14 protein-coding genes are annotated in these 15195 nt (G+C 62.5%); 7 read left to right on the top strand and 7 right to left on the bottom strand.

Features of this window, described 5'->3' with window-relative positions; all coding sequences use genetic code 11:
* Positions 1-50: 50 nt before the first annotated feature.
* The 6 genes from D5400_RS19845 to D5400_RS19820 form a co-directional block, all read right to left on the bottom strand.
* The gene (locus D5400_RS19845; protein WP_126013643.1) at positions 51-509 is read right to left on the bottom strand and encodes a MarR family winged helix-turn-helix transcriptional regulator; all 459 of its coding nucleotides are present in this window, start codon (positions 507-509) and stop codon (positions 51-53) included.
* A 169-nt stretch (positions 510-678) separates the two neighbouring features.
* Entirely contained in the window at positions 679-1458 is a 780-nt protein-coding gene (ehuA, locus tag D5400_RS19840; protein WP_126012013.1) for an ectoine/hydroxyectoine ABC transporter ATP-binding protein EhuA, read from the bottom strand.
* Positions 1455-2150: an ectoine/hydroxyectoine ABC transporter permease subunit EhuD gene (gene ehuD, locus D5400_RS19835; protein WP_126012011.1), complete on the bottom strand. Its 696-nt coding sequence runs from the start codon at positions 2148-2150 to the stop codon at positions 1455-1457. The genes ehuA and ehuD overlap by 4 nt, the downstream gene beginning before the upstream one ends.
* A gap of 3 nt (positions 2151-2153) precedes the next feature.
* On the bottom strand, positions 2154-2825 hold the full coding sequence (gene ehuC / locus D5400_RS19830; RefSeq protein WP_126012009.1) for an ectoine/hydroxyectoine ABC transporter permease subunit EhuC: 672 nt from the start codon (positions 2823-2825) through the stop codon (positions 2154-2156).
* 98 nt (positions 2826-2923) lie between these two features.
* Positions 2924-3790, bottom strand: a complete 867-nt coding sequence (ehuB, locus tag D5400_RS19825; RefSeq protein ID WP_126012007.1) for an ectoine/hydroxyectoine ABC transporter substrate-binding protein EhuB — start codon at positions 3788-3790, stop codon at positions 2924-2926.
* 238 nt (positions 3791-4028) lie between these two features.
* Entirely contained in the window at positions 4029-4985 is a 957-nt protein-coding gene (locus D5400_RS19820) for a zinc-binding metallopeptidase family protein (RefSeq protein WP_164527970.1), read from the bottom strand.
* Positions 4986-5252: 267 nt separating this feature from the next.
* Between D5400_RS19820 and D5400_RS19815 the strand changes: the two genes are divergently transcribed.
* Genes D5400_RS19815 through xylA form a run of 3 tightly spaced genes read left to right on the top strand, consistent with a single transcriptional unit; the run spans position 5253 to position 9092 of the window.
* Positions 5253-6278 carry a LacI family DNA-binding transcriptional regulator gene (locus tag D5400_RS19815; protein WP_126012003.1) on the top strand — a complete coding sequence of 342 codons (1026 nt, stop codon included), beginning with the start codon at positions 5253-5255 and terminating at the stop codon, positions 6276-6278.
* A 52-nt stretch (positions 6279-6330) separates the two neighbouring features.
* Positions 6331-7785, top strand: a complete 1455-nt coding sequence (gene xylB, locus D5400_RS19810; RefSeq protein ID WP_126012001.1) for a xylulokinase — start codon at positions 6331-6333, stop codon at positions 7783-7785.
* Positions 7782-9092 carry a xylose isomerase gene (gene xylA / locus D5400_RS19805; protein WP_126011999.1) on the top strand — a complete coding sequence of 437 codons (1311 nt, stop codon included), beginning with the start codon at positions 7782-7784 and terminating at the stop codon, positions 9090-9092. The genes xylB and xylA overlap by 4 nt, the downstream gene beginning before the upstream one ends.
* 31 nt (positions 9093-9123) lie before the next feature.
* On the opposite strand, the gene D5400_RS19800 is transcribed toward xylA, so the two are convergent.
* Complete coding sequence (locus tag D5400_RS19800; protein ID WP_126011997.1) at positions 9124-10161, bottom strand: LacI family DNA-binding transcriptional regulator; 1038 nt, start codon at positions 10159-10161, stop codon at positions 9124-9126.
* A 215-nt stretch (positions 10162-10376) separates the two neighbouring features.
* On the opposite strand from D5400_RS19800, the gene D5400_RS19795 reads away from it, so the two are divergent.
* The 4 genes from D5400_RS19795 to D5400_RS19780 are packed head-to-tail and all read left to right on the top strand — an operon-like array spanning position 10377 to position 15177.
* Positions 10377-11432 carry a sugar phosphate isomerase/epimerase family protein gene (locus D5400_RS19795; RefSeq protein WP_126011995.1) on the top strand — a complete coding sequence of 352 codons (1056 nt, stop codon included), beginning with the start codon at positions 10377-10379 and terminating at the stop codon, positions 11430-11432.
* Positions 11433-11457: 25 nt separating this feature from the next.
* Complete coding sequence (locus D5400_RS19790; protein ID WP_126011993.1) at positions 11458-12624, top strand: Gfo/Idh/MocA family protein; 1167 nt, start codon at positions 11458-11460, stop codon at positions 12622-12624.
* Positions 12621-14174: a sugar ABC transporter ATP-binding protein gene (locus D5400_RS19785; RefSeq protein ID WP_126011991.1), complete on the top strand. Its 1554-nt coding sequence runs from the start codon at positions 12621-12623 to the stop codon at positions 14172-14174. The genes D5400_RS19790 and D5400_RS19785 overlap by 4 nt, the downstream gene beginning before the upstream one ends.
* On the top strand, positions 14167-15177 hold the full coding sequence (locus D5400_RS19780; protein ID WP_126011989.1) for an ABC transporter permease: 1011 nt from the start codon (positions 14167-14169) through the stop codon (positions 15175-15177). Before D5400_RS19785 ends, D5400_RS19780 begins: the two co-directional genes overlap by 8 nt.
* The last annotated feature ends 18 nt before the right edge of the window (positions 15178-15195 follow it).

Genomic DNA, 15195 nt, shown 5'->3' with positions numbered 1-15195 from the left:
GCAAATGCATATTCATGCGCGCAGCCCATGCCGTCAAGGGCAGTCTCCGTTCAAAAGTCGTGGCGGCGAATGTTCCTCAGAATTTTGTGCAGCGTGGCGATGAAGACTTCGCGCTCCGACGGATCGATGCCGACGAACATCGCTTCATAGGCGGCCAGCATCGTCGGCCAGACGCCTGAGAAACGCTGGCGCCCTTCTTCGGTGATGAAGATGTTGCGCACGCGGTTGTCGTCGGCTGCATTCTCGCGGCGAATGAGCCCTTCCGATTCCATTTGGTCCAGCGCGCGGCTGAGCGTCGATTGCTCCACCACCGCATAGACCGCAAGCTCGTTGATGCGCAGGCCGTCATTGATAGAAAGCACCGCAAGCGCACGCATTTTCGGCGTGGTGATGTTCGCCGCCGTCAGGTCTTCCCGAAGCGCCTGGTTGTAGCGCCCCATGATGCGGTTCATCAGGTAGGGCGCGAAGCGCTGCAGGCCGATTTCACCGAGCGTTCTGCCGGACTCCATGTGTTCGACGGCATCATCGCGATCTTCCACACGCTCCGGTGCTTCCGTCTGCTCCATGGTGCTTCCCGACCCTTGGCGTCGCCGTCCTGATGGTCGGCGCATCGTTTTCGTTGCCGGGGCTTTCTAGTCAAGTTTGGAGCGGGCCGCTACTGCAACGATAGTTTCCAGTTCATGCATCCGGATCGAGGACGGCTTTCAGAAACTCGCGGGTCCGTTCGCGCTTGGGGTTGGTGAAGAGCTCATCCGGCGGCCCTTGCTCTTCGATCCGTCCCTTGTCGAAAAAACAGACGCGATCTGAGACTTGCCGGGCAAACTGCATTTCGTGCGTGACGAGCAGCATCGTCAGCTCGTGCTCGTTGGCCAGCTGGCGGATGACCTTGAGCACCTCGCCGACCAGCTCCGGATCAAGCGCAGAGGTCGGTTCGTCGAACAGCATGATCTTCGGCCGCATCGCAAGCGCTCTTGCGATGCCCACGCGCTGCTGCTGCCCGCCCGAAAGCTGATGCGGAAACTTGCTTGCCTGATCGGAAAGACCGACCCGCTCGAGCAGTTCCTCCGCGCGCTCGGTCGCATCCTTCTTGGACAGGCCGAGCACCTGCCGCGGCGCTTCCGTCAGATTGCGCAGCACCGTCATGTGCGGAAAGAGGTTGAACTGCTGGAACACCATGCCGAGCTTCTCGCGCATCTTGCGCAGATGCTTTTCGGAAGCCGGAACGAGATCGCCATTCTTGCGCTCGTGCCACAGAGGCTCGCCTTCCACGGTCACGACGCCATCCTGGATCTGCTCCAACGTCATCAGGATGCGCAACACGGTCGACTTGCCCGATCCGGACGGCCCGATGATCGTGACCATCTCGCCCGGGTTCACCTCGAAATCGAGATGGTCGAGCACGGTGTGGGACCCGAACCGTTTGACGACCTTGTCGAATTTGATGATCGGTTCGGTCATTTGAGCGCGATCCCTTTCTTGGGCAGGGTTTTGTCGAGATAGCGAACGCCGCCGGCGGCAATCAGCGTCATGATCAGGTAGATCAGTCCAACCAGCGACAGCGGCACGATGTAATTGAAGGTGCGGTCGCCAATAATCTTGGCGACGTTCAGAAGCTCCATGACGGTGACGACAGAAAGGATCGGCACGTCCTTCATGATCGAGACGAGATAGTTGCCAAGCGCCGGGATGACGCGCGGGATCGCCTGCGGCAGGACGACATGGGTGAAGGTGCGCGCGGACGAAAGATTGAGCGCGCGCGCTGCTTCGCGCTGGCCCCGCGCCACCGCTTCGATGCCTCCGCGGTACACCTCCGCCATATAGGCCGAGTACTGGATGCCGAGCGCGAGTGCCCCCGTCATGAACGCCGGTAGCACGAGCCCGTACTCGGGCAGCACGTAATAGAGGAAGAAAAGCTGGATCAGGAGCGGCGTGTCGCGCACGAATTCCGCCACCGCATGGGCCGGCCATGAGATCAGCCGCGAGGGCGCAGCCTTGAGAACAGCCAGCACGAGCCCGAGCACCAGAGCGATGCCGAAGCCGAGCACGGCTGCCTGGATCGTCACCAGAACGCCGGTGAGGAGGATTGGCAGGATCGACCAGGCGAAAACCAGCGGGCCGGCGCTCGTATCCCATTCATATCCGAACAGCATCGCCTACGCCCTCGCAGTCTTCCAGCGCCCGACCGAGCGCTCGAGAAGCTTCATGATGGCCGTCAGAACCAGCGCCATGCCGAAATACATGAAGAGCACGATGGTGAAGATGGTCGTGCTGTCCTGGGTGAAATTGCGCAGCTGCTCGGCGCGAAACGCCAGATCCTGCAGCGTGATCAGGGAGACGAGGGCGGTGTCCTTGAGGTTCTGGACGGCGAGATTGCCGAATGTCGGCATCATCTCGGGGATCGCCTGGGGCAGGGCGATACGCCACAGCGCCTGGCGCGGCGTGAAATTCAGCGCCTTGGCCGCTTCGTACTGGTCATGAGACACGGACTGGATGGCGCCGCGCACCACTTCCGCGCCATAGGCGCCGATGTTGAGCGACAGTGCCAGCACGCCTGCGACCACGGGCGACATGCGCAGATCAACGCCGATCGCCTGCCCCGCGACCGGTAGCGCGAAGAAGAGCCAGAACAGCTGGACGAGAAGCGACGTGCCGCGGAAAATCTCGATGTAGACGACGGAGATCCAGCGGGCGAAGCCGTTGCCGGAAACCTTGCCGATGCCTGCGGCGAACGACAGCATCGCGCCGAAGATCGTTGACCAGACGGTGAGCTGGATCGTAACCCACGCGCCGCGCATGAGGGGCGCGAAATACTCAGTCCATTCCATACCTGTCCTTTCGGTCGCCCGTCGAGAAGTGTGGTGCGGATAGCGCTTGCCCCGCCCGGTTTATCGCCGGACGGGGCAGGACCATGGTTCAGTCTGGATTATTCTGCGGCGCAGAGTTCTTCCGTCGTCGCATTGAAGGAACCCTCGATGTCGGCTTCCGTGAAGCCGTAGCCCGAGAGGATCGCGCGCCACTCGTCGGTCTCCTTGAACGTCAACAGTGCTTCGTTCCAGGCGTCGCGCAGGCCTTCGTTGTTGGAAGCGAAGGTGAAGCCGCCCCAGGAACGGACTTCTTCGCCGTCGATGACCGGATCGACGAATTCTGCGGCTGCCTCGACCTGTTCGCTCTGGTTGTCGAGCTCGCCGACGGTCAGGCCGGTCGCGGCATAGGCATCGGCGCGGCCGGTGGAGACGGTGGAAATCGCATCGGAATTCGACTGGATCGTCACCATGCGGTCTTCTGGAACGCCAAGTGCCTGCAGCATCTCGAGCTGGTCGGCGCCGGCCATGATCGCGACGGTGATGTCGTCACGCTCGGCGAAATCGGCAAAGGAGTGCACGTCCGCCGGGTTGCCGGCCGCGACCAGAAGGCCTTCACCGTAAGAGGTGCTCGGCTCGGAATAAACCACCTGCTGGCAACGATCGGGCAGGATCGCCATTTCAGCGGCGACGACGTCGAACTGGTCTGCCTGAAGGCCAGGGATCAGGGAGGAGAACTGCGTCGTCACCCACTCGATGTTCTCGATGCCGAGCTCTTCGGCGATCTTCTTGGCAACGTCCGGGCCGGCGCCCATCGCCTCACCATTCGGGTCGACATAGCCGTAGGGGATCTCGTTCGCCACAGCGATGCGGATCGTCCCACTTGCCTGGATGTCTTCGAGCGATGCTGCCTGTGCTTGACCGGCTATTCCGAAAAGGGCGACGCCGGTGGCAAGCGTGGCGGCAAAGGCTTTGGAGAATGTCGACATGGATGTTGTCTCCCAACATGGTGGTGTTTGGTGATGAGCCCGAAAATCGGACGTGCGGGTGTGCTCCTGTCTGCGAAGCTGGTGAAAATGAAGCGGCTGACTTGCAGCTAATATGGCAAGAATATCGGCCCCTTAATGCCTAACCTAACGCCCTTCGCGCTGGCGGATCAAGAGATGCGGCGAAATTTTGGCAGTTCATCGGTCTGCTCTGGTCGACAAGACTCGCGAGCGGCGCGCATCAATTCGCACGTAATTTGCCCATCCATTGATCTATGAAACGCATCTTGTCGGCGACGCTTTCGTTGACCACGAAAGGATAGTAATCCTGATGACCTAGACTGCGGTTCATCGCGTTCATCAACAGCGCAGTGGACATCCAGCGCTGGAGCGTCAGCGCGAAGACGTCGCGGTCATAGGGGTCGAAAGGCTCGTCATCTTTCGCCTGGCGATAGGCCTCGACGGTCTCCACGCCGTCGACGATGTGCATGTAATGCGCGAAGGTCTCGGCCCAGTCCTCCCAGGGATGTGCCGTGCAATAGGCGGAGATGTGTTTCTCCTGCCAGTCGGCCGGCGCTCCTTGCTTGTAATAGCGCTTCAGTGCTTCGCCATAATCCTCCCGCTCATCTCCGAAGAGCGCGCGAAATTCCGTGTCGAAGCCCTCGATGAGCAGCAATCTTTCCCAGAAATAGTGTCCGGACTCGTGCCGCATGTGGCCGAGCAGGGTTCGGTAGCGCTCGTCGAGTTCGGCACGCCGAAACTCGCGCAGATGCGCGTCGGCTTCCGTCGCGTCGATTGTGATCACGCCGTTCTGGTGCCCCATCGTCACATTTCCGGCGCCGCCATGTTCGGCATCGACGAGAATGCGGAACGACAGTCCCGTCGGGTCGTGGCGCTTGGGGTAGATCGGAATGTCCATGCGCATCACGCTATAGAGAAAGCGCCGCTTCGACACCTCGACGTCTGCCCAGCGACGCCGCTGCTCCGGATCGTCGACCGGCGGGATCATCTCGTTGAGGTCGCAGGAAAGACAATAGCGCCCCGCGTCACGCACCGTCCAATTGCACCCCGAATGGATGTGGTTGGCGCAGAAGGACAGGCTGTCATGGTCGGCATCGACGCAGACGAAGCGGTTTTCTTCCGCCTCATATCCGATCGTCGATCCGCAGGCGGTGCAAAGCGTGTTTTCGAAAAACACCTGAGTTTGGCATGTCGGGCAGGGGAAGGGGCGCATGAGGCACTTTGCGTAGGGCGACACGGCCGGCGATGGAGATCGGGAGCGGCAGTCGCGAAATAAGGAAATACAGGACGTCGATGCCCGCAAGGTCCCTAATGCTTGGCACCGCGTTTGGTTGCGCGATCATCGCCCCTGTCTTCGATCGCCATATCTATTTGCGCAGCGCAGCACATTTTTTGATTTACGTACATCAGAAATCTCGCTACGTCGATTTTGGGAGGAATTCGCATGCGGCCGACGGTCCACGACATCGCTGAAAAAGCGGGCGTCAGCCTTGCCACGGTTGATCGCGTGCTGAACCGCCGTAAGGGCGTGCGCGCCGAAACTGTCCTGCGCGTCGAGCAGGTGATCGCCTCTCTCGGCTACCAGCGCGATCTCGCCGCAGCCAATCTCGCCAAATCCCGTGTCTACCCGCTCGTCTTCGTGGTTCCGGAAGGCGAAAACAGCTTCATGCGCGGGCTGGAAATGGCGGTGCACGAAGCGCGCCGGCGCTCGTCTGTCGAGCGCACGGACATCAGACTTTTGACGGTGCCGCCCTTCGATGAAGGTGCATTGGCGTATGCACTCGATGGCCTGAACATTGAGGGCCTCGCCGGTGTTGCGCTCGTGGCGACGGAATCGCCCGCAGTGCGCCGGTCCGTGGCGCGGCTTGCCGATGCCGGCGTGCCGATCGTGACGCTCGTATCCGACCTTCCGAGCGCGCGACGACGCCATTATGTGGGCATCGACAACGTTGCTGCCGGTCGCACCGCAGCGAGCCTTCTCGGTCGTTTCCTGTCTCATCGGCCCGGCAAAGTCGCGGTTCTGGCCGGCTCGATGCTGGTCCGAGATCATGTGGAGCGTCGCCTGGGCTTCGATCAGGTGATGCGTGCGGAATTCACGGACCTCGAAGTCCTGCCTGTCATCGAGGGTCGAGACGAGGCCGAGACCGCGGAGCGGCTGGTTGGCGAAATGCTGGATCGCGAACGGGACGTCGTTGGCATCTACAGTCTCGGCGCCGGTAATCGCGGATTGATTTCAGCGCTGAAGGCCCGGGGGCTGAACGGCAAGATCGAGGTCGTCGCGCACGAGCTGACCGACCACGCACGCCAGGCTTTGGCCGACGGCGTCTTCGCGGCCGTCATCAATCAGGATGCGGGCCATGAGGTGCGCAGCGCAATCCGCGTGATGAAGGCCTTGGCCGATGGCGTCGACCTCGTCGACGGACAGGAGCGCATTCGCATCGACATCTTTCTGCGGGACAATCTGCCGTGATCGATGCCCTTCTCCCCGCACAAACAGCATTCATTTTTGAGGTACGTAACGCATGTTTCTAGGGATTGACCTCGGCACTTCGGGTGTAAAGGCGCTGCTGATCGACGGCGACCAGCGGGTCGTGGCGTCGGCCAACGCTTCGCTCGAGGTATCGCGGCCCCATCCCGGCTGGTCGGAGCAGGATCCTGCCGACTGGGTCGAGGCGACCCGGATCGCGCTTCTGAGCCTGCGTGACAGCCATCCGGCGGAAATGGGTGCAGTGCGCGGCATCGGCCTGTCTGGCCAGATGCACGGCGCGACGCTCCTCGATAAGGCGGGCAAAGTTCTGCGCCCGGCAATCCTCTGGAACGACACGCGCAGCCACCGTGAAGCCGCTGCACTCGATGCCGATCCGCAGTTTCGGCAATTGACGGGCAACATCGTCTTCCCCGGTTTCACCGCGCCGAAGCTGTTGTGGGTCCGCGAGAACGAGCCGGAAATATTCGCGGCAACGGCAAAGATCCTGCTGCCGAAGGACTATCTGCGGTTCTGGCTGACGGGCGAATTCATCTCCGAGATGTCGGACGCGGCCGGCACCGCATGGCTCGACGTGGCACGGCGCGACTGGTCGGATGCGCTTCTCGCAGCATGCGGACTTGACCGTTCGCACATGCCGGTGCTCGTCGAAGGCACCGCACCGGCCGGGCGGCTGCGCGGAGATCTCGCGGCAGAACTCGGTTTGCCGGCCGGCATCGTCGTGGCCGGAGGGGCAGGCGACAATGCGGCGTCCGCCTGTGGCATGGGCACGGTCGCCTCGGGCTCGGCGTTCCTGTCGCTCGGAACGTCCGGGGTTCTCTTCGCAGCCACCGACAGCTATCGGCCGAATGCAGAGAGCGCGGTTCACACCTTCTGCCACGCGCTGCCGAACACTTGGCACCAGATGGGCGTCATCCTGTCCGCCACCGATGCGATGAACTGGCTGTCGTCGGTCGTCGGCGTCAAGCCTGCCGAGTTGACGGGGGCTGTCGGCGGCGCGCTTCAGGCGCCATCGTCGGTGATCTTCCTGCCGTATCTCTCCGGCGAGCGCACACCGCTGAACGATGCCGCGATCCGCGGCGCGTTCCTCGGGCTCGGCCATGAGAGCGATCGCGGCGTCATGACCCGCGCCGTCATGGAGGGGGTCGCCTACGCCTTCCGCGACAACCGGGATGCGCTGGAGGCCGCTGGCACCAAGCTTGATCGGGTGACCGCTATCGGCGGGGGATCGCGCTCCGACTACTGGCTGACGGCGCTCGCGACTGTGCTCGGCGTTCCGGTCGATATTCCAGCCGATGGCGACTTCGGTGCGGCCTTCGGTGCTGCTCGTCTGGGCCTGATTGCTGCCGAGGGCGCCGACCCTGCATCCATCTGCCTGGCACCGGCGATCGCAAGGACGATCGAACCCGTCGCCAAGCTTCAATCCGCATTCGATGAGGGCTTCGCGCGCTACCGCAAGGCCTATCCCGCGATCAAAGGAGTGTTTCAGTGAGTACAGGTTTCTTCGGCGCGATCGACAAGATCCCCTTTGAGGGCAAGGACAGCACCAATCCCCTTGCGTTCCGCTTCTATGATCCGAACGAAATGGTTCTCGGCAAGCGCATGGAAGACCATCTGCGCTTTGCGGTCTGCTACTGGCACTCCTTCGTCTGGCCAGGCGGCGATCCCTTCGGTGGCCAGACTTTTGAACGTCCGTGGTTCGGCGACACGATGGAACTCGCCAGGAAGAAGGCCGATGTCGCTTTCGACATGTTCGAGGCGCTCGGCGTTCCCTATTTCACCTTCCACGATGCCGATGTGCGCCCGGAGGCGGACACCTTCACCGAAAGCCGCGACCGGCTGAACGCGATTGCCGACTACTTTCAGGAGAAGATGGATGCCTCGGGCATCAAGCTGCTCTGGGGCACGGCCAATCTCTTTTCGCATCGTCGCTACATGGCCGGCGCCGCGACCAATCCTGACCCGGACGTCTTCGCCTATGCGGCAGCGACCGTGAAGAGCTGCATGGACGTGACCCAGCGCCTCGGTGGCGAGAACTACGTGCTCTGGGGCGGGCGTGAAGGCTACGAGACGCTGCTCAACACCGACATGGGCCGCGAACTCGACCAGATGGGCCGTTTCCTCTCCATGGTGGTCGACTACAAGCATCGCATCGGCTTCAAGGGCACGATCCTGATCGAGCCGAAGCCGCAGGAGCCGACCAAGCATCAATATGACTACGATGTCGGCACGATCTACGGCTTCCTCAAGCGCTACGGGCTCGAAAACGAGGTGAAGACCAATATCGAGCAGGGCCACGCGATCCTCGCCGGCCATTCCTTCGAGCACGAACTCTCGCTTGCGGCAGCTCTCGGCATCTTCGGCTCGATCGACATGAACCGGAACGACTATCAGTCCGGCTGGGACACCGACCAGTTCCCCAACAACGTGCCGGAAATGGCACTCGCCTATCTCGAAGTGCTGAAGGCCGGCGGCTTTACGACCGGCGGCACCAATTTCGACGCGAAGCTGCGCCGCCAGTCGCTCGATCCGGAAGATCTGCTGATCGCTCATATCGGCGGCATGGACTGCTGCGCCCGCGGCCTGAAGGCCGCTGCTCGAATGATCGAGGACAAGGCGCTCGCTGGGCCGCTTTCCGAACGCTACGCCGGCTGGGACAAGCCGCAAGCAAAGTCGATGCTGGATGGATCGATGACGCTTGAATCGATCGAGAAGCGCGTGATCGATGAGAAGATCGATCCGCAGCCGCGGTCCGGTCGCCAGGAATATCTGGAGAACCTGGTGAACCGCTATGTCTGAGAGCGCGCTGCGCCCGTCGGTTGAAAACCCATCAGCGAATGGGAGGTGCGCCCGTACTGTCGCGGCGCACCAGTTCGACCGTCAGGCGCACGCTGTCGACATCATCGCTGTTCCCGGAAAGCCGGGCAAGCAGCATGCGCGCAGCGGCCTCGCCGATCGCGGTGCGCGGCTGGTGGATCGTCGTGAGCTTCGGAATGAAATGCTGCGCGATTTCGATGTCGTCGAAGCCGACCACGGACACGTCTTCGGGAACGCGGACGCCGTGACTGTGCAGCTCAGCCATGAAGCCGCAGGCCATGGCATCGGACGAACAAAAGACGCCGGTCGGACGGTCGGAGGTGGCGAGCCAGGCGCGCGCTGCGACGACGCCGGAAGCCAGAGAGAAATCGCCTTCGAAAAACCAGTCGGGATGGACCGGAAGCCCGGCGGCCTCCAGTGCCGAAATCGTGCCTTCACGGCGCTTGATGGTCAGCACGTTGTCGAGCGGGCCGAGCACATGGCCGATCTTTCGATGGCCGAGGTCGATCAGGTGGTTGACCGCCAGCATGGCGCCTTCGGCATTGTCGATTGTGACCGACGGCTCGCCGAACCCTTCCACCCATTCGCAGGCGAAGACGACCGGCGGGCGAGAGCGGGTGCGCCGGTAGTCGGCAAACAGGCTTTCCGGGATCGCGCCATCGAGCACGATCAGCCCATCGGCGCGGTTGTTGTGGAGATATTGCGCGATCTGAAGATCGGCACCCTTCGGCTGCTGCGTGTCGGCCACGAGCACGTTGAAACCCGCCTCCGACATGACGGCGGCGACACCCGACAGGATCTGCGAGAAGAACGGATTGGAGAGGTTCGGGACGAGCACGACGATGCCGCCGGTCTGCTGCCGGCGCAGGTTTCGGGCCGCGTGGTTGACGATGTAGCCGGTCTCGGCGATCGCCGCCATGACCGCCGCGCGCGTCGCTTCGGTGACCATGGTCGGGTTGGTGATGGCGCGGCTGACCGTCGCGGTCGACACGCCCGCTGCGCGCGCCACGTCGATGATCTTGGGGCTGAAGTTGGGGTCGTGGCGGTTCATGGATCTGTCGCGATTCCTGTCGTCCGTTCTCTGCGCGAAATTCTATCGAAGAGCAAACTTGACTCGCGTCACGAGATCGGTGATCGTGCCTGTAATCGATTACATACGCATTTGGACGCAATTGCAATCGATTACATGCGCAAGGAGCAGCATCCGCCAAGGGCGGGGCTGGCGCAGAGGAAATGGGGAGCTTCGGCTCCGGGAGGATCAGTCGCATGAAGACCATCAAGGGCCCCGCGCTCTTTCTTGCCCAATTCGCCGGTGACGAAGCACCGTTCGACTCATGGGAGTCCATCACCAAATGGGCCGCCGACTGCGGCTATAAGGGCGTGCAGGTTCCAAGCTGGGATGGCCGCCTCATCGACCTTGAGAAGGCCGCATCTTCCAAGGATTATTGCGACGAGTTCCGGGGCAAGGCGCGTGAAAACGGCGTCGAGGTCACCGAACTTTCGACCCACCTTCAAGGCCAGCTTGTCGCCGTTCACCCGGCTTTCGACGAGGGCTTCGATGGCTTTACGATCCCTGAGAAGCGCGGGAACCCCAAGGCGCGTCAGGAATGGGCCGTCGACCAGGTCAAGAAGGCTCTGACGGCGTCACACAATATGGGCCTGACGGCCATGGCGTCGTTCTCCGGCGCGCTTGCCTGGCCCTACATTTACCCGTGGCCGCAGCGTCCGGCGGGGCTGGTCGAAACGGCTTTCGACGAACTTGCCAAGCGCTGGAAGCCAATCCTCGACCATGCCGAGGAATGCGGCGTCGACGTCTGCTACGAGATCCATCCGGGCGAAGACCTGCATGACGGGATCACCTACGAGATGTTCCTGGAGCGCGTCGGCAACCATGCCCGCGCCAACATGCTCTACGATCCGTCGCACTACGTGCTGCAGTGCCTCGATTACCTCGACAATATCGACATTTATGCCGACCGGATTCGCATGTTCCACGTCAAGGATGCGGAGTTCAATCCGACCGGCCGGCAGGGCGTCTATGGCGGCTACCAGAGCTGGGTGAACCGCGCCGGCCGCTTCCGTTCGCTGGGCGACGGCCAGGTCGATTTCGGAGCCGTCTTCTCCAAGCTCACCGCAAATGACTTCGATGGCTGGGCCGTCGTCGAATGGGAATGCGCCTTGAAGCATCCTGAGGACGGAGCCCGCGAAGGCGCGGAATTCGTCAAGCATCACATCATCCGCGTCACCGAAAAGGCCTTCGACGACTTCGCCGATGGCGGCACCGACGAGGCGGCGAACCGCCGCATGCTCGGGCTGGATTGAACCGCGAAGGGGAGGAGGGACGACAATGGTTTCGGGACGCAACGAAAAGATCGCCGGCAAGCTCAGGCTCGGCATGGTGGGCGGCGGCAAGGATGCCTTCATCGGCGGTGTCCACCGCATCGCCGCCCGCATCGACGGTGAATTCGAGCTCGTGGCGGGCGCGCTGTCGTCGACGCCGGAGCGCGCGCTGGAATCCGGCCGGGCACTCGGCCTCGACGAGAAGCGCATCTATGGTTCGTTCCAGGAAATGGCATCTCGCGAAGCGCGCCGGAAGGACGGCATCGATGCCGTCGCGATCGTCACGCCAAACCACATGCACTATCCGGCAGCGCGCGAGTTTCTGAAGCGCGGCATCCATGTGATCTGCGACAAGCCGCTGACCTCGACCATGGCGGATGCGAAGAAGCTGCAGAAGCTTGCCCATGACAGTGACGCACTCTTCATTCTGACCCACAATTACACCGGCTATCCGATGATCCGGCAGGCGCGCGAGATGATCGCGCGCGGCGATCTCGGCACGATCCGCGTGATTCAGGCCGAATACGCGCAGGACTGGCTGACCGAGGCGGTCGAGGAGACGGGATCCAAGCAGGCCTCCTGGCGGACCGACCCGGCCCAGTCTGGCGCCGGCGGTGCGCTCGGCGATATCGGCACCCACGCCTACAATCTCCTGAGCTTCGTCACCGGTCTTGAGTTGTCCGAGCTGTCGGCCGATCTGCAGAGCTTCGTGAAAGGGCGCCGCCTCGACGACAACGCCCATGTGATGATGCGCTTTTCGAGCGGTGCCCGCGGCATGCTCTGGGCCAGCCAGGTGTCGCCCGGCAACGAGAACGGCCTCAGGCTGCGCATCTACGGAGACAAGGGCGGCCTCGAATGGGGCCAGGAAGATCCCAACTATCTGTGGTTTACCCCCTTTGGCGAGCCCAAGCGCCTGATCACCCGCAACGGGGCGGGGGCCGGGGCCGCGGCGGGACGCGTCAGTCGCGTCCCGCCCGGCCACCCGGAAGGTTACCTTGAAGGCTTCGCGACGATCTACGCCGAAGCCGCCCGCGCGATCCGCGCCAAGCAGGACAAGAAGTCGGTCGACAAGGACGTGATCTTCCCGACCGTCGACGATGGCGTCGCCGGCATCGCCTTTGTCGAGGCGTGCGTGAAGTCCGCCAAGAAGAACGGCGCCTGGGTAAAGCCATGAGCCAAGCTGCGCGCCGCATCGAGGAAACCGTAACCGTGTCGAAAGGCCAGACCGTGCTCGCCGCGCGCGCCGCGTCGCGGTCCTTCGGGCCGGTCCAGGTTCTCTTCGATGTGGATTTCGAGCTGAAGGCCGGCGAGGTTCATGCGCTGATCGGCGAGAACGGTGCCGGCAAGTCGACCCTGATGAAAATCCTGTCGGGGTACCTGTCGCCGACGGGCGGTCATATCGAACTGGACGGCAGACGCGTCGATTTCGCCTCCAGCGACGAGGCCGAAGATGCCGGCGTGATCCTGATCCACCAGGAGTTCAATCTCGCCGAACAATTGAGCGTCGAGCAGAATGTCTTTCTCGGCCGCGAGATCCGCAAAGGCTTTTTCCTCGACCATAAGACGATGCGCGCGGAAACGCAGCGGCTTCTGGGCGAACTGGAAACCAAGGTTTCGCCGACGGCAAAGATTTCCGAGATCTCCGTCTCCGACAAGCAGATGGTCGAGATCGCCAAGGCCCTGTCGCGCAACACCCGCGTGCTGATCATGGATGAGCCGACGGCGGTTCTCACCAATCGCGAGGCAGAAATCCTCTTTCGCCAGATCGAGCGGCTCAAGGCCAACGGCACGGCCATTCTCTACACTTCGCACAAGCTCGACGAGATCGCGCGTCTTGCCGATCACATCACGGTGCTGCGCGATGGCCACCGCGTCGCCAATGTCGACGCGGGTACGATGAGCGAAGACCAGATGGCGCAGGCCATGGTCGGCCGCGAATTGTCGAACATTTTTCCGGTCAAACATGAGGTCGGCTCGGCCGAAACCGTGCTGTCGGTGCGCAACCTCACGGTCGGGTCGATCGTGCGCGATGCCTCCTTCGAGCTGAAGCGTGGCGAAGTTCTGGGCTTTGCAGGTCTCGTCGGCTCCGGCCGGACGGAACTGATGGAAGGTCTGATCGGCGTGCGCGACGCTGAGGGCTCCGTCGAGATCGGTGGCAAGCCCTTCCGCGTCGGCTCGGTCAAGGACGCGCGCCGCGCCGGCATCGTCTACCTGACCGAAGATCGCAAGGGCCGCGGCCTGATCCTGACGCAGGGCATGCGCCCAAATCTGACGCTTCTGGCGCTCGATCGCTTTGGCAAGACGATGATCGACGGGAAAGCGGAAGAGGCGGCCCTCGACAAGGCGATCAAAGACTTCGACGTGCGCGCACCGACGCGCTCCGTCCTCGTCGGCAATCTGTCGGGCGGCAATCAGCAGAAGCTGCTGCTCGCCAAGACGATGTTGGCCGAGCCGGAGATCGTCATCATCGACGAGCCCACCCGCGGCATCGATATCGGCACCAAACAGCAAATCTACCAATTCATCCACGCGCTCGCCGGGCAAGGCAAAAGCGTCATCGTCATCTCATCGGAAATGGCCGAGATCATCGGTCTCGCCAACCGCGTCTACGTCATGCGCTCCGGCCGCATCACCGGCGAAGTCCAGGGCTCGGATGTGAACGAGGACGTGATCGTCCGCTACGCGATGGGCCTGGAAGGCAGAAAGTTCGACAGTCATGAGTGATCACGCCGCCACCCCCGCCAAGACGACGTCGTCGTCGGGCTTCAAGATCGATTTCCATATCTGGGGCCCGGTCATCGCCCTCGTCGTGCTCGTCGTCGCCGGGGCGATGATGAACCCGAATTTTCTGAGCTACGGTAACGTGACGAACGTGCTCGCCCGCTCGGCCTTCATCGGCATCATCGCGGTCGGCATGACCTTCGTCATCACGTCTGGCGGGCTCGATCTGTCGGTCGGCTCCATGGCCGCGTTCATCGCAGGCGTGATGATCCTCATCATGAACGCTTTGGTGCCGTCGATGGGGGTGGGCATCGGCATCGTTCTCGTCGGCATGGCGAGCGCGCTCGTGGTCGGGCTGGCGGCGGGCCTTGTGAACGGGCTCTTGATCACGCAGGCCCGCATCGAGGCCTTCATCGTCACGCTCGGCACGATGGGCATCTTCCGCTCGCTGATCACCTGGCTTGCCGATGGCGGCACGCTGTCGCTCGACTACACGGTGCGCGAACTCTATCGCCCCGTCTATTATTCGGGCCTCTTCGGCGTTGCATGGCCCATCATCGTTTTCGCCGTCATCGCGATCATCGGCGAAATCGTCATGCGCCATACCGCCTTCGGCCGCCATTGCGCCGCCATCGGATCGAACGAGCAGGTCGCGCGCTATTCGGCTGTCCATGTCGATCGCGTCCGTCTGATGACCTATGTGCTTCTCGGCATTCTCGTCGGTATCGCCACCATCATGTACGTGCCGCGTCTCGGCTCGGCTTCGAGCTCGACGGGCGTGCTTTGGGAACTGGAAGCCATCGCCGCGGTCATCATCGGCGGAACCATGCTGAAGGGCGGCTTCGGTCGCGTCTGGGGCACGGTCGTCGGCGTGCTGATCCTCAGCCTCATCGACAATCTTTTGAACCTCACGGATTTGGTGAGCCCGTATCTGAACGGTGCGATCCAGGGCGTGATCATCATTCTGGCCGTCGTGTTGCAGCGACAGAAAAAGGCTCAACGCTGACGGCCAGTCATCGCTCTA

The sequence above is a fragment of the Georhizobium profundi genome (assembly GCF_003952725.1).
Classification (GTDB): Bacteria; Pseudomonadota; Alphaproteobacteria; order Rhizobiales; family Rhizobiaceae; genus Georhizobium; species Georhizobium profundi.
The sequence above is the reverse complement of the archived record's forward strand: the minus strand, read 5'-3'. Positions and strand labels throughout refer to the sequence as shown.

Excerpts from the sequence above, each read along its gene's own strand:
- D5400_RS19815 (WP_126012003.1), top strand. The coding sequence starts at position 5,253 with ATGCGGCCGACGGTCCACGACATCGCTGAAAAAGCGGGCGTCAGCCTT.
- D5400_RS19800 (WP_126011997.1), bottom strand. The coding sequence starts at position 10,161 with ATGAACCGCCACGACCCCAACTTCAGCCCCAAGATCATCGACGTGGCG.
- xylB (WP_126012001.1), top strand. The coding sequence starts at position 6,331 with ATGTTTCTAGGGATTGACCTCGGCACTTCGGGTGTAAAGGCGCTGCTG.
- D5400_RS19795 (WP_126011995.1), top strand. The coding sequence starts at position 10,377 with ATGAAGACCATCAAGGGCCCCGCGCTCTTTCTTGCCCAATTCGCCGGT.
- D5400_RS19785 (WP_126011991.1), top strand. The coding sequence starts at position 12,621 with ATGAGCCAAGCTGCGCGCCGCATCGAGGAAACCGTAACCGTGTCGAAA.
- ehuA (WP_126012013.1), bottom strand. The coding sequence starts at position 1,458 with ATGACCGAACCGATCATCAAATTCGACAAGGTCGTCAAACGGTTCGGG.
- ehuC (WP_126012009.1), bottom strand. The coding sequence starts at position 2,825 with ATGGAATGGACTGAGTATTTCGCGCCCCTCATGCGCGGCGCGTGGGTT.
- D5400_RS19780 (WP_126011989.1), top strand. The coding sequence starts at position 14,167 with ATGAGTGATCACGCCGCCACCCCCGCCAAGACGACGTCGTCGTCGGGC.
- D5400_RS19845 (WP_126013643.1), bottom strand. The coding sequence starts at position 509 with ATGGAGTCCGGCAGAACGCTCGGTGAAATCGGCCTGCAGCGCTTCGCG.
- D5400_RS19790 (WP_126011993.1), top strand. The coding sequence starts at position 11,458 with ATGGTTTCGGGACGCAACGAAAAGATCGCCGGCAAGCTCAGGCTCGGC.
- ehuD (WP_126012011.1), bottom strand. The coding sequence starts at position 2,150 with ATGCTGTTCGGATATGAATGGGATACGAGCGCCGGCCCGCTGGTTTTC.
- ehuB (WP_126012007.1), bottom strand. The coding sequence starts at position 3,790 with ATGTCGACATTCTCCAAAGCCTTTGCCGCCACGCTTGCCACCGGCGTC.